Source organism: Rhizobium lusitanum (assembly GCF_014189535.1).
Classification (GTDB): domain Bacteria; phylum Pseudomonadota; class Alphaproteobacteria; order Rhizobiales; family Rhizobiaceae; genus Rhizobium; species Rhizobium lusitanum_C.
The window spans coordinates 62,827-84,401 of record NZ_CP050305.1; the positions used below are offsets into that span (position 1 = coordinate 62,827).

Genomic DNA, 21,575 nt, shown 5'->3' on the forward strand with positions numbered 1-21,575 from the left:
AAGGACCACAAAGGGGCCGCGGTGAGGGTACGCTAATTGGACCATCTCATAATATTGGTTTTGCTCCGCCGCCTGGCCTGATTTTACTCCGGCGTTGACAGATGCCGCGGATGCCTCCGCATGTGTACGAGGTCTGGACATTGTGGCCGGATGGCCCCCACCTGCCAACCCGGGTGCGGGCGGCCATAGATGCACTCGTAACGGAACTGCCGAAGCAAGCGTCATCTTCACGGCGCTCGAACGAGGGCTGACACATGCCTGAAATTGAGTGTTCGCAGACGGTCGAAGATGCCGCGAATGTCTACGTCATCCATATGGTAGGGAATAAGATGGACCGGCTTTCAGAGATCGAGGCGTTCCCTGCTGTTGTCGAGACGGGCGGGTTTACGGCCGCTGGATTGAGAATTTAAGGCCCTGCACCTCTCAACCCGGCGGTGCGACGAAGGCCTTCTCTGGAAACGCCCTGCCAACCACCTCCAGGAATGCGCGCACCTTGGCGCCGACGAGGCGGCGTGAACTTTGCAGCGCCCAGATCTCCACGGGCGGCCCGGCAAGTGTTCCCCAATAGGCCAACCGACCAGCCTCGATGTCTTCGGCGACCAGGAGCTTTGGCAGCAAGGCTGCACCGGCACCCGACAGCACCGCATCGCGGACCATCAGCAGAGACGAGAGGCGGAGAACCGGGTCCGGCCGCAGGACAATGTCCGCCTCCGTTCCGGACTTGATACGCCAGAGAGTCCCGGGCGGTGTTGCGGAGAGCAGAACGGCCTTTACCGTCGCTTCCTCGCCATCCAAGCTGGGGGCGGGGCGGGGCATGCCGGGTGGTGCAACGATCAGGCGTTCATCGTTGAGAAAGCGGCGGCCGACGAGGCGTTCGTCCAGCGACGGGTCGATCCGGATGATCAGGTCATAGCCGTCCTCGACCGGATCGACCTTGCGATCCTCAGCAACGATTTCGAGCTGGACCTCCGGACAGGCCAAGGCAAACCGCACGCCGATGCGGGGCAGGGCGACATGCGCGAAGACGACAGGCGCACTGACACGTAACCTGCCTCTCGGCGTGGATGCGCCAAGCACGACCGCTTCTCCGGCCTCGGCGATTTCGCTCAGCAGCCCGTGCGTGCGCTCATGCAGCGCCCGTCCTTCCTCCGTTAGTCGCAGATTCTGCGCCCCGCGCTCGATCAGCCGCACCCCGAGGCTCTCTTCGAGTTCGGCGACCCGTCTTGACAACGTGGCCTTAGAACGGCCGGATACGCGGGCAGCGCGGCCAAACCCACCGTGGGCAGCAACGAGATCGAAATGGGACAATGCCTGAAGATCCATTATTGTGTTCCGTATTTGAGACAAGCAATCTCGATATTGTCGTCTTCTCATCGAAAATAAAACAGCTATCTTTTCCCTCATCAAATGCACATCAATCAAACACAAGGAGATTTCGACATGACCACTCTCGTGACAGGCAGCACAGGGACCATCGGGGCACAGGTCCTGGCTCATCTTCAAGCGCGCAATGCCGATGTTCGCGCCCTGACGCGCTCGCCGGAGACGGCGCAGCTTCCCGCCAGCGTTAAGGCGGTTCGCGGAGACCTCGCCGATCCGGATTCGGTGCGCGCAGCGCTCGAAGGCGTCAGCACGCTATTCGTGCTCGCCCCAAATGTCGCCGATGAACTGACCCAGGCGATGCTGACCCTGACGGTCGCCCATGAGGCCGGCATCAAAGGCATCGTCTATCTCTCAGTGTTCGGCGGCGATGGCTATGCCGACGTGCCGCATTTCGCAGGCAAGTACACGGTGGAACGCATGATCGAGGCGCTTGATCTGCCCGCGACGGTTCTGCGTCCCGCCTATTTTATCCAAAACGACCTTCGTCAGAAGGACGGACTGCTGAAGGCCGGCGTTTATAGCTCGCCGATCGGCGCGAAAGGTGTGTCGATGGTGGATATTCGCGACATCGGCGAGGCCGCCGCGATCGAGTTGGTTCGCCGTGAACAGGCCGCGACGCCGCTCGGCCGCGAAACCTACGCACTGGTTGGTCCCGACAGCCTGACCGGCGAAGGCATCGCCACAATCTGGAGCGAAGCCCTTGGCAACGCGATCCGGTATGGCGGCGACGATCTCGTCGTCATGGAGCAGCGCACCAAGACCATGCTGCCCGCCTGGCACGCGCTTGACCTGCGCCTGATGTTCAGCCGCTATCAGGCCGAAGGTGCGGTGGCGACAGCCGACGATCTGGCAGGTCTGACCAAGTTGCTCGGACGCGCACCGCGTTCCTATGCCGCTTTTGCCAGGGATGCTGCCGCCCAGTGGGCGAGGAACTGAGCCAGCATTTTATCCCTCCCCAATCCCGACGAAGGAGACCTGCCATGATAAGGATCCATCCCCTCTCGCCTGAAGATGCTCCCGCGGTGGCCGCGATGCGACAAGCCGCCTCGGCCCATAAGGGCGAGGCACTTGGGCCGGAGGCGCGGGCTATGTTCGACGCCATGTTTGCCGCAACGCCCGGGGCGGCGGATGTCTGGGTCGAGGCAGCGACGGTCGGCGGTATCGCCGGCTTCTGGCTCCGAGTGCCAAACGCACGACCGGGCGCGCGCATCCTCTATCTTCACGGCGGCGGCTATGTGCTCGGCTCAGCCCAGGCATTGACCCATTTCGCGGGGCAAATCGCCGTACGCGTCGGCGCCGATGCCTTCGTCCCGGACTACCGGCTGGCCCCCGAGCACCCGTTCCCGGCTGCGATCGACGATGCGGTCGCCGCCTATCGCGGCCTCGTCGCAGACGGAGCTGAGCGGATCATAGTCGCTGGTGACTCGGCTGGCGGTGGCCTGACGCTGGCGCTGCTATCGATCATCGCCGCCGACAAGGCTAAGGGCGCGGTGCAGCCAGTCGGCGCGGCAGTGATGTCGCCCTGGACTGACCTGGCGCTGACCGGCGACAGCTTCGAAACACGTGCGGAGGCAGACCCGATCTTCACGCGCGGCGTCCTCCAGGCCTTCGCTCACATGTATCTTCAGGGCCAGGATGCGGGTAACCCCAAGGCATCGCCGCTTTACGCCGAACTCGACAGACTGCCGCCGATCCGCATCGATGTCGGTGACAATGAGCTACTGCTCGCAGATTCCGTCCGCTATGGTGAGCGGGCAAGGGCGGCGGGCGTCGACATTACAGTATCGGTCTGGGAGGGCATGGCGCATGTGTTCCAATCCTCCCTCGGCCAGTTTCGCGCAGCCGAGACGTCCGTGACTGCCATCGCTGATTTCCTTCGCCAGCGGCTCGATGCCCCGGACGCAGCCACCGTTCCTTCCAACCCACTCAAAGGAGCTTGATCATGACACGCGTATTGTTTGTAGGCCAGAAGCCGGACACCGTAGACTTCTCCGATCCCTCCCTGCCACCGGGATTCAATGCTGAAAAAATCCAGGCGGGCATCGATATCGCTGAGACGACCATGACCGAGCGCGGTTGGGACGCCGACATCTTCATGATCGCTCCCGACGACAGTGGCATCGCAACATTGGCCGCGCAGATGGCGAGTGTGGACTATGATTGCGTCGTGATCGGTGGCGGCCTGCGCATCCCGCCCAAGGGGCTTCCGTTCTTCGAGAAGGTCGTCAACGCGATCCACCAAAGTGCACCGAAGGCAGCGATCGCATTCAACACCCGTCCCGAAGATACGGCAGAGGCCGCGGCGCGGTGGACCGGCGCGGATTGAGCGCAAGATCAGGTTGTCGATGTGGGAGAGCATGCAGCTGCCTTCCAATCTTCTCTCGGCCGTTTCTCGCGGCCGAGCTGGCCGTTACCGCCATCGCTAATCTACTCCGCCAAGGCTCAGCAATGCTTCGCGTCCGTCAGCACAACTTCGGAGGTTTGACATGAAAATTCTGGTATTGGGCGCGACCGGCGCCACCGGCCGGCTGATCGTCGGCAAGGCCGTCGCAGAGGGATACAAGGTCGTCGCCCTCGTTCGCTCCAAGGCAAAGGCCGCGGATCTCGCCGGCGCCGAATTGATCGAAGGCGATGCCCGCGATCCCGCCGCGTTGACCCGCGCGATCGCCGGCTGTGATGCCGTCGTCAGTTCGCTAGGCACCGCCATGAGCCCGTTCAAGGAAGTGACCCTGCTCTCGACGGCGACGCGCGCGTTAGTCGGCGTCATGGAAAAGCAGAACATTCCTCGTCTGGTTTGCATCACCGGACTGGGTGCCGGCGACAGCCGCGCCATGGCGGCTTCTTCTTCGACCGGCTGTTCCTGCCTCTGATGCTGCGCAAGGTCTATCAAGACAAGGATCGCCAGGAAGATGCGATCCGGGCCAGCACGCTTGACTGGACGATTGTCCGGCCGACGGTGCTCAACGACAAGCCGGCGCGCCGCGGCCTCAAGGCGTTGACCGACCTGTCCGGCGTCCATGGCGGGACCATCGCCCGATCCGATGTTGCCGAGTTCGTCGTGCAGCAACTCACCGAAGATACGTGGCTGCGCAAAGCGCCGTTGATCACCTGGTAGGTTGTCCTCAGGTCGATCGCGTCTGCAGTTCCTCAAGATCGCACATGCGCTTTCGGAGGTGAACCGAAGGTGGACCTGAAAGCATGGCCAAATGCACTCTGCGACGTATATCCAACCTTGCGTGCGATGCTGGCGACAGTCTCATCACCTTGAATTAGCGCCGCACGAGCGATGGTGAGACGCCACGCCCGTACGTAGGCGAGTGGCGGTTGTCCCACCCGGCGCGTGAACTCCGCAGAGAAGGCCGCCCGCGACATACCCGCCACCCCGGCGAGCTGGGCCACCGTCCATGGTTGCGAGACGTCCCCGTGAATGACGCGAAGGACCCGGCCGAGCCGAGGTTCCAACAGAGCACCGAGCCATCCGATCTCCACCTGCTCGATACTGCCCGCGTAGGCCCGGATCGCCTCAACGAGCAATACATCAGCTAGCCGGGCACTGACGATCTCGCTACCGATGATATCGCGCTCGATCTCGTCATTCATCAACCCAAGGATTGTTGCTATCGCTCCGGACGCAGCCGACGATCGGGGAACGAGCAGGAAATCCGGCAGCATGTCGAGGAGGAAGTCCGAATTTCCAGGGTCGAACGTGACGGTTCCCCCGATTGCAATTGTCTCGTCACCCCCCAGACGGGCAACATCGCCGCCTGCGTCATAGAGGGCTTGGCCGTCGTTGGGCGGCACCTCCGGATCGCTGGCTATCGCATAGGCCACGCGCCCCAACAGGCAGACATCTCCTGCGCTCATACGTTGGGGCGCCTGCGCCGGTCTGATGATCCAGGCTGTTCCGCGCAACAGCGCCACAAACTTGAGCCGGTCGAGCGCTGGAAATGTGAGAGCCCATCGTCCTGCAGCTTCCAGCCGGGTGCGACGGCTCACGCTGGCACCAAGAACGTTGAGGAAATCCGATAGGGGATCATTCATAGCTTTAGACGATCGCGATAATTTCATAGACTGATAAGCATAGGTCATCTTGAGCCCCATGCCTATCTTCTTGGATGACACCAACAAAGGAGAATAGCTTTGGGTATCGAAGGCAAGGTTGTCGCTATTACGGGCGCAAGCAGCGGGATCGGTCGCGCGACGGCGAAACTGCTGGCAGAACGAGGGGCTTTTGTCGTGTTGGGAGCGCGCCGCGAGGAGGCGCTGGCAGCGATCGTCAATGAGATTACCGCTGTAGGCGGCAAGGCTGTATATAAAGCGACTGACGTTCGCCAAAGGAGCGATCTCGAAGCGCTTGTCGCATTCGCACTCGAGCATCGCGGCAGGCTCGACGTGATCGTCAACAATGCAGGGATTGGGCCCCTATCGCGTTTCGATGCGCTCCGCGTCGAGGAGTGGGACGCCATGATCGACGTCAATCTGCGTGGCACGCTCTACGGCATCGCGGCCGCTCTGCCGGTCTTCCAGCGTCAACAATCGGGCCACGTCATCAACATCGTCTCGACTGCAGGCATCAAGATCGTCCCCGCCATGGGCGTGTATGCGGCGACAAAGAACGCAGTGCGGACCATCAGCGAAACCTTGAGGCAGGAAGCAGGACCGAATCTGAGGGTAACCGAGATTTCTCCGGGGATGATCTCCACCGACTTTGCAAGCTCGATAACCGATCCGGCCGTGAAGTCGGCTATTGAAGAACGCATTTCCAATGTAGCCATCCCACCGGCTTCGATCGCTCGGGGCATCGCCTACGCGATCGAGCAGCCGGACAATGTGGACGTTGGCAGTATTGTTATACGACCGACCGCTCAAGATTGAACGGCTACGGTCAGTTGAAACCTTGGCATAGGCCAATAAACGTCTCTGGACGTCGGCGGAATGACAACCATCGCCGCCCTAACCAGTTGTTCCAATCCACGAAGATCCTTCTATCGGGGCCCCAAGGGTCCGTCCGAGAATTTCGGTATCTTGGTTTTCATCGAAGCAATGCATCTCCTCCCGCGGCAAGCTTTTTGTTTTGGGGACTGGCTGATCAGAACCCGGGATCGAACTGCGGTTCTTGCCCGCTCACTCCGGTGTTGAGCGATGACAGGGTGATTCCCAGCCGCACCGGCCGTCTGAACGGGAACACCGAGGCGAGCAGGGTATCTGCAATCTCCAGGATCATGTCGGTGTCCGAGATCGAAGCGGTCAACCGACTACTTGCTCCTTGTTGAGGAAACGCTCCAGATCCTCGATGCTCGTCATGACGGCTTCGAACTCAGGCGGTGTCGCAAAGATCATCGCCGACATTCTCTCGTAGTCGGTCGCCAGTTTCTTGCGCATATCGGCCGTCGGCACCAGCCGGAAACTGCCGGGTACGGCCCGATCATAGCGATGGTCAGGCGCGCGGAACATCAGTTCCTTGTGCTGACGGCACGCTTCGGCAAGATCGAGCATGGATGCGGTCGTCTTCCCGTAGTCGGGATGGCTCCAGATCTGGTGAACATCGTAATAGTGGCGCGAGTATCGGTTGAGGTCGGGGACCTTTCTTTCCGCATTCTGGTCGGCATTTCGCTTCTCGGTCATTTCCGTCATGGCATGAAGGATGAGGACCTTTTGTCAACGCCGGAGTAAAATCAGGCCAGGCGGCGGAGCAAAACCAGGCCACCATCGGCGCACGCATGAGACCTCCGGGAGGGCGTAGCCCGAGCGGGGGTCTCATGCGTGCGCGTCGATTTTCTGAAGGGGGTTTCAGCCGGCCTTTCGGGCTCGGCTTTGGGCGAGACGATAGCTATCGCCGTTCATCTCCAGGATATTGACGTGGTGGGTGATGCGATCGAGCAGTGCTCCGGTGAGACGCTCCGATCCCAAGGTTTCGGTCCATTCGTCAAATGGAAGGTTGCTGGTAATCAGGGGTCGCGCCGCGTTCATAGCGTTGTGAGATCAGCTCGAACAGCAATTCTGCGCCGGTCTTGGAAAGCGGCACGAAGCCCAGCTCGTCAATGATGAGAAGCTGGTATGCGGCCATTTGCTTCTGGAAGCGGAGCAGACGTCTTTCGTCACGGGCCTCCATCATCTCGCTGACCAAGGCGGCGGCTGTCGTGAAGCCGACAGACAGCCCCTTCTGACAGGCTGCCAGGCCGAGACCGAGTGCAACATGGGTCTTGCCCGTGCCGCTGGGCCCAAGCGCGATCACGTTCTCGCGACGCTCGATCCATTCGCAACGGGCCAGTTCCAGCACCTGCATCTTGTTGAGCTTCGGGATGGCGGCGAAGTCGAAACTGTCGAGGCTTTTGACGACCGGGAACCTGGCCGCCTTGATGCGACGCTCGACCTTGCGGCGGTCTCGTTCGATCATCTCCCGTTCGGAAAGCCGAAACAGGTATACAACATGATCTACGCCCTCTGTGGCGCATAGCCGGGCCAGCTTCTGATACTCGCGCTGGAAGGTCGGCAGCTTGAGGGTTTTGAGATAATGGGAGAGCAGGATCTCCGGCACTTCGGTGCTCATGCCGCTTCCTCCTCATGGTCGGAAAGCAATCGCATATAGGCCTTCGCGGATGTCGTTTCGACCGTCGCCCTCGGTAGGTACGGATAGATGGAAAGGTCCAGTCGCGGCGGCCGGCGCTCCACCCGGCAAAGGATCAGATGTTTGACGGCGTCGAAGCCGATCGCGCCGAGCTGGAGAACCTGCTTTACTGCAGCATGCAGGTCAGCAAGCTCAAAGCTTTCCAGCAGGCGCAGGACCTGCACATATTCCCGCCGGCCATGCTTTGCCATGCGGCCTTCCATCAGTCGGCGCAGCGTAGCGAACTCTTCCGGCAGGTCCCAGCCCTGAAGAGGGGCAGCCTGATCCAGCGCATTGATCTTCTGCTCGATCAGCGGCAGATAATGAACGGGATCGAAGACAACGTCTTCCCGTTCCCAGCACCGCGGATGGCGGGCGATGATCTCACTGCTGCAGCCGATCACCACCTTGTCGACATAGCCTCGGACCCAGACGTCCTGGTGGCCGTAGGCAACCGGGACGGAATAGTCGTTGGTTTTGTAACGCACGAGCGATTGGGCCGTGACTTTGACGCCTGCCTGATCACACGCATCGAAAGGCGAAGGCGGCAAGGAGCGCATGGCAGCAAGATCGCGTTGCAGGCGCTCGCCGATCGTCTCCTTCTCGCCCCGCAGCCTGTCGCGCTGACGTTTGCGGCATTACTCCTCCAGCCAGGCGTTGAACGCCTCCCATGTCGCAAACTGCGGGATCGGTACCATGAAGTTACGTCTGGCATAGCCGACGAGGCCTTCGACATTCCCTTTATCGTTGCCTTTCCCCGGACGGCCATAGCGATCCCGGATCAGGTAGTGAGACAGCAAGCCGCTGAACAGCGCCGCACGCTTGCGGGTGCCATCGGGCAGTATCTTCGCCACCAGGCAGCGGTCGTTGTCGTAGACGATCGATTGCGGCACAGCACCGAAGAAGGCAAACGCATGGACGTGACCGTCTACCCATGCCTCCGACACGGCCGCTGGATAAGCCCGCACATAGCAGCCGTCGCTGTACGGCAGGTCGAGCACGAAGAAGTACGCCTTTCGCTCCACGCCGCCAATCACCACCATCGCTTCGCCGAAGTCCGCCTGCCCATGGCCCGGCGGATGAGCCAGCGGCACGAACACCTCCTGGCGACGTTGATCCCGCTCGCGCACGTAGTCCTTGATGATCGTGTAGCCGCCGGTGAACCCGCACTCATCTCGCAGACGGTCGAACACCCGCTGGCCGTGACGTTGCTTGCGCGGCACCTTCAGGTCCTCATCAAGCCAATGATCAATTATCGAGACGAACGCATCCAGCTTGGGCCGCTGGATCGGTGACCGCCGCTGATAGCCGGGCGGTGTCGAATACGACATCATCTTGGCCACGCTGTCGCGAGATATGTTGAAATGCTTCGCAGCCTGACGCCGGCTCATCCCTTCCGAGCAAGCCAGTCGAACCTTCAGATATAATTCCACGGTGTAGATCCCCAGGCCCTCCTGCATTCGTCGCAGAAGGGTAAATAGGTGGCCGAGTTTTACTCCGCCGAAGCGGGACTATCCCGCCGCTACCGTGGCCGACTTTTGCACCGCCGCTCTCAACCTCTCAACTGCGACCAATAGTCAAGCATTTCCGGAGTGATCGTAGACGGCAAAACCAAAACGTCACCAGGTCGAGCGAACCACAGCATGCGTAGCGCGGCGTTGGCTGTCGTGATCTTTTGGCTAATTCCCATTTGCTCCTGAGCGCCAACCATTGCGTCATTGTCTACATTCCCAATCAGTATCCTAGGCATAAAATTCCTTAATAGATAATTTGGCTGCGCAGGCAGCTGTAGCGTCTTGTTGGCATAGCGCCGCCATTTATAACCTTGGATTATTTACAGTTTGTTGACTCTCAGCTATACCGGACGCACTCTTAGCGAGCGTTCACGCTTGGTGGGATTTCAAGTGCGCCGTTTGCAGCTTTCGTCCAAAGCTCGTCGCTTCAACTGAATCCGAATCACGGATCACGCCAGGCAAAAGGTGACTTGAAGCGCTTCATGATCCGCTCTCGCCGCCGCGGACTGGCTGGTGGGAATGCTCCGCCCGATTGTTCGGGCCTTTATGGAAGCGATGCTCGACGTCGGGCATGATGTCCCGCTTTGCGGCGCCGTAGGATCGAAGCTTGTCCGTGATCATCACCCGTGGCGCTCGGCTTTGGCTCTTCAATAGCTTACCCATCAGGCGTTTGGCGGCCTTGGCATCGCGGCGCCCTTGTGCCAGCACCTCCAGAACAAAATCGTCCTGATCAACGGCGCGCGACAGCCAGTGCTTCTTGCCTCGGATCGAAATGACGGCCAAACTTCGCCGCCTACAGCCGGACCGTCTGATGGGAGACAATGACCCCGCGGACAGCCAGCAAATCCTCGACCATCCGCAGGCTGAGAGGGAAACGGAAATAAAGCCACACGGCGTGGGCAATGATTTCAGCGGGAAAGCGATGGCGGCGATGTAGCGGATCACGGTCCGTCAAGGCCCGTCATCGCACATCGAATTCCACGTTCCGTTAAGTTGACGATGCCTAAGCAATTCCTTCTTGCCCGACGCTCAGAGCCGCTTTTCACGCAAAGCGTTCATTGCAGAAATCGTATCATCGAAAGAAACGAGCTTGCCATCCGAGCCGAGTCCCATGGCGACCTTTGCGGCTACCGCCGAGGCGAAGCGCACCGACTGCCGAAGATCCCAACCCTTGACAATACCGGTGATGATGCCGGCAGTGAAGCTGTCGCCGCAGCCTGTGGTATCGGATACCTGTACCTCGAACGCCGGCAACTGGAAGTCCTTGCCATGTTCGGGTGAGACATAGACCCCGGCAGCACCAAGAGTGAGCACCGTGTTCTTCACACCGCGTGTCTTGTAGAATTTGGCAACGTCAACCGGGTCATATACACCGGCCATTGCGCTGGCTTCCTCTATGCTCGGTACGAAGTAATCGACATACGGAAGGCATGGCTCGACGAGAGAGAAGGTCTCAGGGGTGGCCTGGATCAGATCAAATGTGGTGAGCCGGCCTTTCTCCTTGGCCGCCTTCAGAAACTTTACGGTCGGCGCGCCATCAAAGGACTTAAGCAACCCGGTTCCGCCGACATGCACGACTTTTGCGTCGAGGGCAGCCTCGTAGTCCTCGTCATTCACATCGAAAAGCGCGGCTGTGCCGGGAACATACAATGCGGGGCGTTCGCCGTTCGGTCGGACGGGCAAGATCGTGGCCGACGTCTGGGCGACATCCGTGCGTCGCACCAGCGAGCATTCGATGCCAAATCTTTCCATCTTGGCACGCAGGAAATCGCCCATTTCATCGGCCCCGACTGTCGTCACAGCGCGTGTCCTGAGGCCCAGGATCGCGCAATCGACTGCCGTCGCACCGGCGGTACCGGCAACCGTCATGCGAATCTCCTCGACATAATCAGCCCTGCCGCCCTCGGGAATCCTAGTCACTGGCCGCGCGAGAATGTCCAGCACGTAGAAGCCGACCGAACTCACATCGAAAGTCGTCATTTTTCACCCCTAAATGTTCATTCAACTAGTGATTCCAATCGCTTCGAAAAACGGATTGTGACATCGGATGATCGTCTCCCCGCATAAATCAAACCTGATCAGGCTTACAATTCCGTCAACATGTCGACGCGGAAGCCATGGATCTGCGGCAGGAAATCGGTTGCGAGGAAAGTCTTGAGGCAATCTCGTGCAACCCACACACCGGTCATCTGGGCGCCGAGGCAGAGCACGTTGGCATTGTTGTGCTCGCGAGCGAGGCGTGCACCGAGCGCATCGTGAATCGGTGTCGCTCGAATCTCCTTGAAACGGTTTGCCGCGATGCTAATGCCAAGTCCGCTGCCGCAGATGAGAACGCCCCAGGCCGCTTCGCCGCCGATGATCGCGTTTGCGACGGCCTTGGCATAGTTCGGGTAGTCGACCGCATCGGCGGTATCGCAGCCAAAATTTATGACTTTGTAACCCATCTCTTCCAGATCTGCCTTCAGGATGAATTTGAGATCGTGGGCGACATGGTCGTTGCCCATCGCAACGATTTTGGAGTTCGGCATTTCAGTACCTTTCAGCGCAGCGAATTATCGGGTTGCCTTGACCAGGCAACGGTCTGAGGAAACGGGGTTACCGCCTGCTTTTCGATCCCAATCTAAGGCTTGTATCAGCAAGGCCGCGCTCAAACGGAGTCTCTCGACAAAGGTCTCGGCATAGTTGGGAAAATTGACCATCGTCCGGATGGCATCTTTCTCGTCGTTTTCGTCAGGGGTCTGGCAGCATTGCTCCACCCGCCGCGGCTTCAGACAGACGTCTCATTTGTTGTGGCCGTAAGTGCCCATTTTCTCGAGAACGCGGCTGATTTCGTCAGGAGGCAGCACGCGGGCCTGACCAAGCTGCAACGTCCCGTGATATTGACGCGCCAGCGTCTCCACTTCTACCGAAAGCCACAGCGCATTCGAGAGCGATGTCCCGACCGCAATGATCCCATGATGCTCGAGAAGGCAGGCCTTGCGATTTTCGAGCGCCTTGACTGCATTTTCCGACAGTTCGGAGGTGCCGAAGGTGGCATAGGGCGCGCACTTGATGTCACTCCCGCCTGCCACCGCCACCATGTAGTGAATGGCCGGTATGTCGAGGCCCATGATAGCAATCATGGTCGAGTAGATCGGGTGGGAGTGCACGATCGCATTGACCTCGGGTTTCGCGGCCATAATATCGCGATGGAAGCGCCATTCGCTGGAGGCTTGCAACAGCCCCTCCGTCGTGCCGTCCATGTTGAGTTTCACGATGTCGGAAGCCGTGAGGGTCTCATAGGGCGTGCTTGTCGGCGTAATGAGCACGTAATCCTCATGCCGGACGCTGATATTGCCCGAGGTTCCCTGGTTGATCCCGAGACGGTTCATCTCCAGGCAGGCCGCGACAATTGCCCGTCGCTTTTCGAGTTCCGTGGTTTCGATCATTTTTTATGCCCATTTCAGATAGATTTAGCCACCGTCGACCGACACGAACGAACCGGCGGCGCCAAGAACAGGACGGTGGAGGCGATGTCAGACGCACATATCGTCTGCGTCATCCGGTTCATGTCCAACCAGACTTTGCGCCGTTGCGAGAATATCGACACAGCGCCAGAAACATCCTCCCCAGGCGTCAAGTACCAATGCCGTTGGCGCAATTCCCTGACGACCGCCCATCGCCGCTCCGAGGCCCAAATTAGAAAGAATGCCGGAAGCTGTCAATCTGGTAATTACCAGAATTAGATAGCTTCCCATACTTATCCGTCAATAGGCTCTTCACGAGCCAATTTTGACGTGAATCCGAGCGACGGAAGAGTCGTAGTAGGCTTGGTAATATTCGAGCGCATTGCCGTCGTGATCATAGGCAATCGACTCGATCGCGATTAACGGATGGTTGGGTTCGATTCCCATTTCCAGGACAACATCCTCCGGCGGCAGTTCCGCCGTGAACCACCGCTCGGCGTTCTTGACCGTCAGACCGTAATGTTCCTTGAGCGTCTGGAATATCGACCTATCCTCGATATCCAGCTTTTCCATACCCGGGACCTTATGCGCGGGCAGCGAGATGTGCGTCAGCGTTAGCGGCTTTCCATCGGAAAAATAGACGCGGCCGATACGGATGACGCTTCCATTCTCCGGAATCTTGAAAATCCGCTGTTCGGACTCGCTCGGCGCCACGCGAACAAATTCGAATGTCTTGACGGTCACGGTGTGTCCCCTTGCGGTGAGATCGCCGAACACGCCGAGATTGGCGGTGATGAAATCCGTTTCCTGCTTGCCGCCGGCGACAAACATGCCCTTACGCGGCATCTTGACGATATGGCCTTCTGCCGCAAGTGCGCCAAACGCCGCGCGGATCACCGGCTTGGACGCCTCGAAAATCTCGCACAGCGTCTGCTCCGGCGGGATCTGCGACTGCGGCGGCAGCAAGCCGCTTATGATAGCGTCCTGTATGCGGTTCTTGAGTTGCACCCACAGCGGCGAGGCATCCGAACGATCGAGATTGGCTTCGGCGAGCTTGCGGAAAATGACCGCCGACTTATCGTCGCCACTGTATTTCGGGCGCCCTCGCGACCTGACCTCGGACATCAGCTCCCCCCCAATCCTTGCCCGTCCCACACGGTCGGACATTCAAAAACTCTTATTTTCAACGGAAGTCCGACAACCGCAGCGGCCTGTCAATGGGCAAGCCGAAATCTTTGATTATGTTCATGTAACCATGGTCCTCTTTGTAGAGGCTGGCCTCATTTCCCAATTGATCACGATATGTCTCAGAAGCCGCTGATGCAGGATGCATTCAGCGGCTCCACAGGATAACAGGATGTCTTGGCTGGCACGCGCGGGGCAATCTCACGGCAATGAACGCTCACAATCATCCCTGCATGATTATCTTCATGAATTCCTTTTCGAAGCGGCTGTTGTCCACATCGAGCGCCACATCGGCATTGAAGAGATGCCTGGAGACAGGCCGGCGATCGGGGATCGTCTGGCCACGGGTGATTTCACCATGCAGCTCGATATCGGCGAACATTCGTTCGGTGACGACGAAGCTTGGATCCTCGCAAACCGCGACGGCAAGTGGATCGTGCAATGGGCATCCGTCATTATCCGGGTGCATCTGCCTGTACGAATCGACATAGAACTGCGTGATCTCCATCATCGTCCGCGCGGCATCGTCACCCTTGTCGCTGATCTCGGCCATCATGGCGGAAGAAAGAAGCGTCCTCATGGTCACGTCCATGCCGATCAGAACGATTTCGGCGCCGGAATTGAGCACGATGCGGGCCGCTTCGGGGTCGTTGTGGAAATTGGCGTCGACCATCGGGTTCTTCACGCCGTGGATACCCGGATGGTAGAGCGTCGAGCCCATGATGACGATCTTCCGGATCATCCCGGCAATTTCGGGGGCCTTGGCAAAGGCGAGCGCGACATTGGTCATCGGGCCCACCGGGCATAGCGTGATCTCGCCGGGGTTTTCCTTCACCAGGCGGATGATGAGGTCTACGGCATGTTCGTCGACCGGTTTGATCATGGGGGCCGGCAGTTCGACGTCGCCCAGCGCGTTGGTGCCATGCACATAGTCTGCCTCGCGCTTGAAAGGCTTGAGCAGCGAACGGGACACGCCTTTGGCGACGGGAATGTCCGGCCGACCGAGCAGTTCGAGGATTTTCAGCGTATTTTCGGTGGCGATCGCCACTTCGGTATTGCCATAGACGGTTGTCAGCGCCTCGAGCTTGATGTTGGGATGGCGCACGGCATAGAAGATGGCCATTGCGTCGTCGATACCCGTATCGACGTCGAGGATCATGCGGCAGATTTCGGCCACGTCAGGTCTCCATTGTTCTCAGTGTTTTCGGATGTTGTCAGGACTGGGCGGCCGTCCCCTTGGAAAGACGGCCGAACTTCTTGCTATAACTGATGATCAGCGCCAGGAGCGTGACCAGGTAGGGAACCATGTCGGTGAGCTGATTGGGCAATCCCTCGCTCTGCATCCTCACCGAAATCGCATCCGCGATGCCGAACAGAATGCAGGCAAGTGCCGTCAGCAGCGGATTGTTGCGGCCGAGCATGCAGGCCACGACGGCGATCCAGCCGCGGCCGGCGCTCATGCCTTCGGAGAAGATGCCAACGGTCCCAAGAGAAAGTTGGGCACCGCCTAAGCCTGTCAAACTCCCGGCGATCAGCACGGTCAACACCTTATAGCGGATCACGTTCACGCCCATACTCTCGGCGGCCTCGGCATCCTCGCCCACGCCGCGTAACCTGAGGCCCGTGGCTGTTTTGTGCATGACGATGGCGACGATGGCGGTGATCAGCCAAGAGAGACAGGTCAGCCCCGTCTGACGAGAGAAGATCCAGCCGATCCAGGGAATTGAATTGATCGAGGCGATGCGGATCTTGCCTAGTTCGGCAATGCCGGGGTCGCTGAATACGCCGCTGACGCCAAACATCTGCCGCAAAAGATAAGCCGTGAGGCCTGATGCCAGGAGATTCATGCCGATGCATATGATCACCGGATCGCCGCGGAATACCGTCGCGCCATAGGCGAGCACGAGCGAGAAGACCATGGTTCCGACTATGGCGATGACGACGCCGGCCCAGGCATTGCCGGTATAGTAACTTCCGACGATAGCCGCGAAGGCACCGATCAGCAATTGACCTTCCAGGGCCATGTTGAAAACGCCCACGCGGCCGCAGAGCGTACCGGCCAATGCTGCCAGCAGGATTGGAGTGATGGCCTGCACGGTCGAACTGACGATGAAGGGGCTAATGAAATCCATCATGATGTGCGCCTTCCAACACCGTGGCGGATTGCCAGGAAGAGAATGATCACCGCCTGCAAAACCATGGTCAGCACCCGCGGGATCTGGGTCTCGCGCTGCATAGCAAAACCACCGGTCTGAAGTGCCGCAAAGAACAGACCGGCGGCAATTGCCCCCAGAGGCTCGCCCCGGGCAAGCATTGCCGCCATCAACCCCGACCAGGTATAGGCGGGAGTGAGGAGGGCGCCGTCCTGGAAGCGGTAGAGCGTGCCGAGCACGACGGTTGCCCCGACGAGGCCGGCGATCGCGCCGCTCGCGAATATGGTGGTCAATATCTGGCGGTTGGAGTTGACGCCGCCATAGGCCGTGAACCGGGCGTTGAGCCCGCGCATTCGTAACTCATAGCCACTGACGCTGCGTCGATCGATGAACAGGACTACGGCAATGGCGAGGATCAGGGAGAGGACGCCAATATTGAGAGGCCCATAGATCGTCATCAGCCGACAGCCTTCCGGGATCAGTCTCGTCTGGGCAAGACCTGTCGAGGTATCGCGCACCACGAAGCCGACGAGATAGGAGGTGATGCCGATAGCCGGATAGGAAAGCAGCAGGCTCGAAATGAGCATGGGGACGCCGAAGCGGGTTTGTCCCACTGCCGCAAGCGAGGCGTAGAGCCCGGCGGCGACCATGGCAAGCGCGATGGCGAGCACGATAAGAAACGGCGCGGGGCCGGGCACATAGAGCGGGACGATTGCCGCAACCAGGCCCCCGACCGCGAGCTGGCCGTCGCCGCCGAGATTGACCATGCCGCCGCGCAGCGGAATCGAGGCAGCGAGCGTCATGCCGACCAGCGGCACCGCCCAGTTGAGTGCATCGGGCCAGTTGCGCGGCGCCAGCGCGCCCACGACGATCTGCCAATAGGCGGAAATCGGATCGCCGCCCGAAAACAGCACCAGCAGGCCGCCGATCAGAACGCCAAAGGCGATGGCCACCAATACCGGGGGAAGACGCGGCAATCTATACGATTTGACTGTCCTGGAACTCATGCCGCCTCCGCCATACGCCCGGCCATCAGCAAGCCAAGTTTTTCCTCATCGGCCTCCGAGGCAGGAATGTCGGCAAGGACGCGGCCCTCGTACATCACCAGGATGCGGTCGGACAGAGCAAGGATTTCGCTGAGTTCGGCTGATACGAGAAGAATGGCGCAGCCGCGATCACGTTCCCGGACTAGTTCGCCATGAATGAATTCGATGGCGCCGACATCGACGCCGCGCGTCGGCTGTTCGGCGATCAGCAGTGGCGCCTGATGGCTAAGTTCCCGCGCGATCACGACCTTCTGAAGGTTGCCACCCGAAAGAGTTGCAACGGGAACCGCTTCGCCACCGATCTTAATGGTAAATCGGGCGATCAGAGACCGAGCATGGTTCATCACGGCACCCCGGTCGATCAAAAACCCTCGCGCCAACGGAGCCTTTCGCTGAAAGCCCATCGCGAGATTGTCGGCGGCCGATGCCGCTTTCGCAGTACCGGTCACCGCCCGATCTTCGGGCACATAGGCGAGACCCGCCTGCCGATGACTTTCGATATCGCGGAAAGTCACGTTGGCTCCGGCGATAGTAACGGTGCCGCTATCCGGATGCGATAGACCGGTCAATGCTTCGATCAACTCGTTCTGGCCATTACCTGCAACACCGGCAATGCCGACAATTTCGCCGGTGCGAACATCGAGGCTCAGATGGTCGACCACAGGTTTCATGCCGCCGGCTCTGATCACCAGGTCATTGACCGAAAGCACGACGTCGCCGGGCTTCGCCGCGGATTTTTGCACGGTCAGATTGACGGTGCGACCGGTCATGGCATGAATGATCTCGCGCGGCGTGGTATCGCTGGTCACCATGCGCTCAGTCACCTTGCCATTGCGGAGTACCGTGACGCGATCGGTGATCGCCATGACTTCATGCAGTTTATGCGTGACGAAAAGAATGGTGCGCTCGTCGGCGGTCAGGTTGCGGATCACGTCGAAAAGTCCGTCTCGCTCCTGCGGGGTCAGCACGGCCGTCGGCTCGTCGAGAATAAGGATCCGGGCATTGCGATAGAGCGCCTTCAGGATCTCCACCCTTTGGCGGACTCCCACGGAGAGTGCGCTCACCTTTGCAATCGGATCGACCTGCAGCCGGTAGCGTTCGGCAAGGGCGACGACGCGGGCAATCGCCTCCTTACGGTCGATGAAGCCGAAGCGGGCCGGTTCATGGCCATAAACGACGTTTTCCCAGACCGACAGTGAATTGAAGAGCTTGAAGGCCTGGTGGACCATGCCCATGCCGTGGCCGATGGCATCGAGCGTGGAGCGATACTGAACTTCCTTTCCACGTAGAACGATACTGCCCGCGTCCGGCGCCTGCTCACCGTACAGAATCGACATCAATGTCGATTTCCCCGCGCCGTTCTCACCCATGACGGCGTGTACCTCGCCGCGCATCACGCTCAGGTCGACATGATCATTGGCAACGAGGCTACCGAAGCGTTTGACGATGCCAATCACCTCGAGCTCAATCTTCTGCATGGGTTCAGCCTGTTACGAGGGGTTTGCGCGGGCAAGAGACCGGCATGGCGACGGTTATGGTCAACGTTATTGGTCAAGCTTCATCGGGTCGGCGACGACGACCTTGCCTGCGACGATCTCGTCCTTCAGAACGCGCACTTTCTCGATGACATCCGGGTATTTGGCGATCAGGCAGTCTGATTTGTCGACCTCCGGCTGCAGACCGGTGAGTGTCATGCCGCCTTCGGAAAGGCCGAGGGCGACCACCTGTTCGCGCTTGCCGGTCAGAATATCCTTGACGCCCTTTTCGACCGCGACATCGGTGAGCTTTATGACATTATCCATCACTTGGCCCGGCGACTGCTTGCATTGGTTGACATCGACGCCGAAGGCCGCCGCACCGGGGAAATCTTCCATTGCCTTGAAGATGCCGCCGTTCGAACCAGAGGCAGCGGCAAGGACGCGATCCACATCGCCTGTCAACATGACGGTTGCGCGCTGCTGGCCACGGGCCGGGTCGGAGAAGGGATTATCGCCGCCGATCCAGAGGTTCGCCGCGGTCTTGATATCCGGTTTCACGTGCTTGGCGCCGGCGAGGAAAGCGTCGTTGTAGCGATGAATGAATGGGATATCGAGCGCGCCGATGGCACCGACCTTACCGGTCTCGCTGGTCAAAGCCGCTTCGGCGCCCGCCAGGAAATTGGTCTCATACTCGCGGAACACCGAGCAATAGATGTTCGGCAGCATTTTGGACGGGCAGCTGTCGATCTGCAGGAATTTGACGTTGGGATACTGGACGGCGACCTCCGGCAGGATGTCGTTGAATTCGAAGGTGATGGCGACAACCAAATCAGCGCCGTCCTTGGCAGCGGCTTCAAGATTCTGGCGCTGGGTAGTCGGATCGGTGCTCTCATAGGTCTTGGCAGTACCGCCAAGCTCCTTGGCTGCGCGCTCGGTACCGATCTTCCCAAGCATCAGGAAGCTGTTCACCCCCACCGGATCGGAAGAGACATAGATAATGAGCGGCTTGCCGCTTTCGGCGACGGCGGGCTTAATTGAAGCGACAGTTGAAAGCGCCATGATACTGGCGGCGAGCATTTTCCCAAATTTCATGTGTTCCCCTATTTTATTCTTTGTTGGACCTCTTGCCACGAAATCCCTGGGGCACGTCGTGAGATCCAATGATACGGGCGTCGGCAAGTCCCGGCTTCATTCGGGATTCTCGCCTATCGAAATGCAATTCCGGGCGCTGCATTTCGCAAGTTTTAGAATTTTATAAAATCATCTCCAAACCGATAACTCAAGAAACGCTATTCGATGATATCGTGGATGTCAATCTGGTTATTACCAGAATTTGCGATGCGTCGCGCGGTCATTTCATTGCGCACTGAAGTGGCGTATGATTGGCGCAAAATAGGATCTCACCTCAAGCCTCCGACTATTTCTCCACGCTTCATGCTCCAGCCGGCTCTGTTGCAAAATTTCCGCTGATGCCCGAAAGAGCGTTGTCAATTTGCAGCGAGACTTTTGATGGGTGATTTCAAGTGGCGTCATTTTCAGGGTGAGATTATCGTTTGGGCGGTCCGCTGGTATTGTCGCTATGGGGTGAGCTACCGCGACCTTGAACAGATGATGGGTGAGCGGGGTGTGCCCGTAGATCATTCGGCGATTTACCGCTGGGTCCAGAAATATGCGCCGGAGATTGAAAAGCGGTTGCGATGGCACTGGCGCCGGCCGCAGTCAACGAGCTGGCGCGTTGATGAAACCTACGTGAAGGTCCGCGGACAATGGACTTACCTTTACCGGGCCGTCGACAAATTCGGTAATACCATCGATTTCTATCTGTCTCCGACCCGCAATGCCAAAGCGGCCAAGCGCTTTCTCGGGAAAGCCTTAAATGGCCTGAAGGACTAGGAAACGCCAACTGTAATCAACACCGACAAAGCGCCGACTTACGGCGTCGCGATTGCGGAACTGAAGGCCGATGGCAAATGCCCCGGGGACCTCATGCACCGGCAGGTCAAATATCTGAACAATGTCGTTGAGGCCGATCACGGCAAGCTGAAGCAACTGATCAAACCGGTGAGAGGATTCAAGACGCTGAAAACAGCCTATGCGACAATCAAAGGTTTTGAGGTTATGCGCACTTTACGGAAGGGCCAGGCAGCCGTTTTCAATCTCACCGGCGACATCCGCGGAGAAGCACGCATAGTTGAACGAGCCTTTGGCATCGGACCGAGCGCACTGACGGAGGCCGTAGCACTGCTCGCTCAGAATCTCGAAAACAGCGTAGCTGCCACGTAATCGACGTCCCAACCAACGGCCATCATAACCAAAAGGGAAATTTGCAACAGAGCCCCACAGGCTACGCTCGGCAGGTTGCAGCCTGATGGCGCGCCCGACGCATGTCTACACGATGGACTACGTCGGCAAGCTGATCGGCGAGAACCTCGAACTTCTCCAAGAAATCGCCAGCAACTCGGACAACATCGACTACGGCGAGATGATCCATGCCTACGATGGAAGCCAAGAGAGCATCGCCACCTTCACCGAACGAGGCGTCGAGAGCGTGAAGGAGTTTCTCGCCGATATCCGCGCCTGGGATGGCGGTGTCCGGCAATTCCTCGTCGACGAGCAATGCGATCCAGAAAAAATCGAACGCATCATGGAGGACGAGGCAAAATCATAAGCCCCGCGGCCTTCCCCGGATGGATACTGTGATCGGATCGAAACTCAAGGCGAGACACTTCGACAATTAGTAGACTGAAGCAAAGATTGGCGTCC

At 59.1% G+C, this 21,575-nt stretch carries 18 protein-coding genes and 6 pseudogenes; 7 read left to right on the forward strand and 17 right to left on the reverse strand.

All coding sequences use genetic code 11. The annotated features are described in order from the left end of the window. Positions 1–423: 423 nt before the first annotated feature. On the reverse strand, positions 424–1,323 hold the full coding sequence (locus HB780_RS02000; protein ID WP_183686653.1) for a LysR family transcriptional regulator: 900 nt from the start codon (positions 1,321–1,323) through the stop codon (positions 424–426). Between the two features lie 117 nt (positions 1,324–1,440). On the opposite strand from HB780_RS02000, the gene HB780_RS02005 reads away from it, so the two are divergent. The 4 genes and pseudogenes from HB780_RS02005 (at position 1,441) to HB780_RS02020 (ending at position 4,498) form a co-directional block, all read left to right on the forward strand. Beyond that, the gene (locus tag HB780_RS02005) at positions 1,441–2,319 is read left to right on the forward strand and encodes an NmrA/HSCARG family protein (RefSeq protein ID WP_183686654.1); all 879 of its coding nucleotides are present in this window, start codon (positions 1,441–1,443) and stop codon (positions 2,317–2,319) included. A gap of 44 nt (positions 2,320–2,363) precedes the next feature. Then, positions 2,364–3,323: an alpha/beta hydrolase gene (locus tag HB780_RS02010; RefSeq protein ID WP_183686656.1), complete on the forward strand. Its 960-nt coding sequence runs from the start codon at positions 2,364–2,366 to the stop codon at positions 3,321–3,323. 2 nt (positions 3,324–3,325) lie between these two features. Beyond that, positions 3,326–3,709: a hypothetical protein gene (locus tag HB780_RS02015; RefSeq protein WP_183686658.1), complete on the forward strand. Its 384-nt coding sequence runs from the start codon at positions 3,326–3,328 to the stop codon at positions 3,707–3,709. 160 nt (positions 3,710–3,869) lie between these two features. Then, a pseudogene (locus tag HB780_RS02020) lies at positions 3,870–4,498 on the forward strand (NAD(P)-dependent oxidoreductase). Between the two features lie 32 nt (positions 4,499–4,530). Here the strand turns inward: HB780_RS02020 and HB780_RS02025 are convergent. Further along, positions 4,531–5,484 carry an AraC family transcriptional regulator gene (locus HB780_RS02025; RefSeq protein WP_286202868.1) on the reverse strand — a complete coding sequence of 318 codons (954 nt, stop codon included), beginning with the start codon at positions 5,482–5,484 and terminating at the stop codon, positions 4,531–4,533. 39 nt (positions 5,485–5,523) lie between these two features. On the opposite strand from HB780_RS02025, the gene HB780_RS02030 reads away from it, so the two are divergent. Beyond that, positions 5,524–6,258: an SDR family oxidoreductase gene (locus tag HB780_RS02030; protein ID WP_183686660.1), complete on the forward strand. Its 735-nt coding sequence runs from the start codon at positions 5,524–5,526 to the stop codon at positions 6,256–6,258. Positions 6,259–6,472: 214 nt separating this feature from the next. Here the strand turns inward: HB780_RS02030 and HB780_RS02035 are convergent, their stop codons facing one another. From HB780_RS02035 to HB780_RS02105, 15 genes and pseudogenes are all read right to left on the reverse strand, one after another. Continuing rightward, the gene (locus HB780_RS02035) at positions 6,473–6,634 is read right to left on the reverse strand and encodes a hypothetical protein (protein WP_435693851.1); all 162 of its coding nucleotides are present in this window, start codon (positions 6,632–6,634) and stop codon (positions 6,473–6,475) included. Continuing rightward, positions 6,631–7,041: pseudogene (locus tag HB780_RS02040) on the reverse strand (nucleotidyl transferase AbiEii/AbiGii toxin family protein); the annotation flags it as partial. The gene HB780_RS02035 and the pseudogene HB780_RS02040, both read right to left, overlap by 4 nt. A 132-nt stretch (positions 7,042–7,173) precedes the next feature. Then, positions 7,174–7,933, reverse strand: a pseudogene (istB, locus tag HB780_RS02045) (IS21-like element helper ATPase IstB). Continuing rightward, positions 7,930–9,423 (reverse strand): annotated as a pseudogene (gene istA, locus HB780_RS02050) (IS21 family transposase). Before istA ends, istB begins: the two co-directional pseudogenes overlap by 4 nt. 119 nt (positions 9,424–9,542) lie before the next feature. Next, on the reverse strand, positions 9,543–9,740 hold the full coding sequence (locus tag HB780_RS33310) for a preATP grasp domain-containing protein (protein ID WP_353622944.1): 198 nt from the start codon (positions 9,738–9,740) through the stop codon (positions 9,543–9,545). Positions 9,741–9,970: 230 nt separating this feature from the next. Beyond that, positions 9,971–10,459: pseudogene (locus HB780_RS02060) on the reverse strand (IS6 family transposase); the annotation flags it as partial. A gap of 74 nt (positions 10,460–10,533) precedes the next feature. After that, the gene (locus HB780_RS02065; RefSeq protein WP_183686664.1) at positions 10,534–11,484 is read right to left on the reverse strand and encodes a carbohydrate kinase family protein; all 951 of its coding nucleotides are present in this window, start codon (positions 11,482–11,484) and stop codon (positions 10,534–10,536) included. A gap of 104 nt (positions 11,485–11,588) precedes the next feature. Next, a complete protein-coding gene (rpiB, locus tag HB780_RS02070) occupies positions 11,589–12,032 on the reverse strand; it encodes a ribose 5-phosphate isomerase B (RefSeq protein WP_183686666.1) in 444 nt (147 codons plus the stop codon). Between the two features lie 252 nt (positions 12,033–12,284). Continuing rightward, positions 12,285–12,932 (reverse strand): class II aldolase/adducin family protein, encoded by a 648-nt coding sequence (locus tag HB780_RS02075; protein ID WP_183686668.1) that lies wholly within the window; start codon positions 12,930–12,932, stop codon positions 12,285–12,287. Positions 12,933–13,262: 330 nt separating this feature from the next. Then, positions 13,263–14,075 (reverse strand): GntR family transcriptional regulator, encoded by an 813-nt coding sequence (locus HB780_RS02080; RefSeq protein ID WP_183686670.1) that lies wholly within the window; start codon positions 14,073–14,075, stop codon positions 13,263–13,265. A 283-nt stretch (positions 14,076–14,358) separates the two neighbouring features. Then, complete coding sequence (locus HB780_RS02085; RefSeq protein ID WP_183686672.1) at positions 14,359–15,312, reverse strand: nucleoside hydrolase; 954 nt, start codon at positions 15,310–15,312, stop codon at positions 14,359–14,361. A 37-nt stretch (positions 15,313–15,349) separates the two neighbouring features. After that, complete coding sequence (locus HB780_RS02090) at positions 15,350–16,270, reverse strand: ABC transporter permease (protein ID WP_183686674.1); 921 nt, start codon at positions 16,268–16,270, stop codon at positions 15,350–15,352. After that, complete coding sequence (locus tag HB780_RS02095) at positions 16,267–17,295, reverse strand: ABC transporter permease (protein WP_183686676.1); 1,029 nt, start codon at positions 17,293–17,295, stop codon at positions 16,267–16,269. Before HB780_RS02095 ends, HB780_RS02090 begins: the two co-directional genes overlap by 4 nt. Then, complete coding sequence (locus tag HB780_RS02100) at positions 17,292–18,812, reverse strand: ABC transporter ATP-binding protein (protein WP_183686678.1); 1,521 nt, start codon at positions 18,810–18,812, stop codon at positions 17,292–17,294. Before HB780_RS02100 ends, HB780_RS02095 begins: the two co-directional genes overlap by 4 nt. Before the next feature lie 66 nt (positions 18,813–18,878). Further along, positions 18,879–19,904, reverse strand: a complete 1,026-nt coding sequence (locus HB780_RS02105; RefSeq protein ID WP_286202869.1) for a BMP family ABC transporter substrate-binding protein — start codon at positions 19,902–19,904, stop codon at positions 18,879–18,881. Positions 19,905–20,321: 417 nt separating this feature from the next. Here HB780_RS02105 and HB780_RS02110 point away from each other — a divergent pair. Together HB780_RS02110 and HB780_RS02115 are read left to right on the forward strand one after the other, a co-directional pair. Beyond that, a pseudogene (locus HB780_RS02110) lies at positions 20,322–21,095 on the forward strand (IS6 family transposase). Between the two features lie 85 nt (positions 21,096–21,180). Next, positions 21,181–21,480 carry a hypothetical protein gene (locus HB780_RS02115; protein WP_183686680.1) on the forward strand — a complete coding sequence of 100 codons (300 nt, stop codon included), beginning with the start codon at positions 21,181–21,183 and terminating at the stop codon, positions 21,478–21,480. Positions 21,481–21,575 lie beyond the last annotated feature (95 nt).

Coding starts and splice junctions, on each gene's coding strand:
- HB780_RS02115 (WP_183686680.1), top strand. CDS start 21,181: ATGGCGCGCCCGACGCATGTCTACACGATGGACTACGTCGGCAAGCTG.
- HB780_RS02075 (WP_183686668.1), bottom strand. CDS start 12,932: ATGATCGAAACCACGGAACTCGAAAAGCGACGGGCAATTGTCGCGGCC.
- HB780_RS02005 (WP_183686654.1), top strand. CDS start 1,441: ATGACCACTCTCGTGACAGGCAGCACAGGGACCATCGGGGCACAGGTC.
- rpiB (WP_183686666.1), bottom strand. CDS start 12,032: ATGCCGAACTCCAAAATCGTTGCGATGGGCAACGACCATGTCGCCCAC.
- HB780_RS02095 (WP_183686676.1), bottom strand. CDS start 17,295: ATGAGTTCCAGGACAGTCAAATCGTATAGATTGCCGCGTCTTCCCCCG.
- HB780_RS02100 (WP_183686678.1), bottom strand. CDS start 18,812: ATGCAGAAGATTGAGCTCGAGGTGATTGGCATCGTCAAACGCTTCGGT.
- HB780_RS02010 (WP_183686656.1), top strand. CDS start 2,364: ATGATAAGGATCCATCCCCTCTCGCCTGAAGATGCTCCCGCGGTGGCC.
- HB780_RS33310 (WP_353622944.1), bottom strand. CDS start 9,740: ATGCCTAGGATACTGATTGGGAATGTAGACAATGACGCAATGGTTGGC.
- HB780_RS02090 (WP_183686674.1), bottom strand. CDS start 16,270: ATGATGGATTTCATTAGCCCCTTCATCGTCAGTTCGACCGTGCAGGCC.
- HB780_RS02080 (WP_183686670.1), bottom strand. CDS start 14,075: ATGTCCGAGGTCAGGTCGCGAGGGCGCCCGAAATACAGTGGCGACGAT.
- HB780_RS02065 (WP_183686664.1), bottom strand. CDS start 11,484: ATGACGACTTTCGATGTGAGTTCGGTCGGCTTCTACGTGCTGGACATT.
- HB780_RS02000 (WP_183686653.1), bottom strand. CDS start 1,323: ATGGATCTTCAGGCATTGTCCCATTTCGATCTCGTTGCTGCCCACGGT.
- HB780_RS02105 (WP_286202869.1), bottom strand. CDS start 19,904: ATGAAATTTGGGAAAATGCTCGCCGCCAGTATCATGGCGCTTTCAACT.
- HB780_RS02015 (WP_183686658.1), top strand. CDS start 3,326: ATGACACGCGTATTGTTTGTAGGCCAGAAGCCGGACACCGTAGACTTC.
- HB780_RS02025 (WP_286202868.1), bottom strand. CDS start 5,484: ATGGGGCTCAAGATGACCTATGCTTATCAGTCTATGAAATTATCGCGA.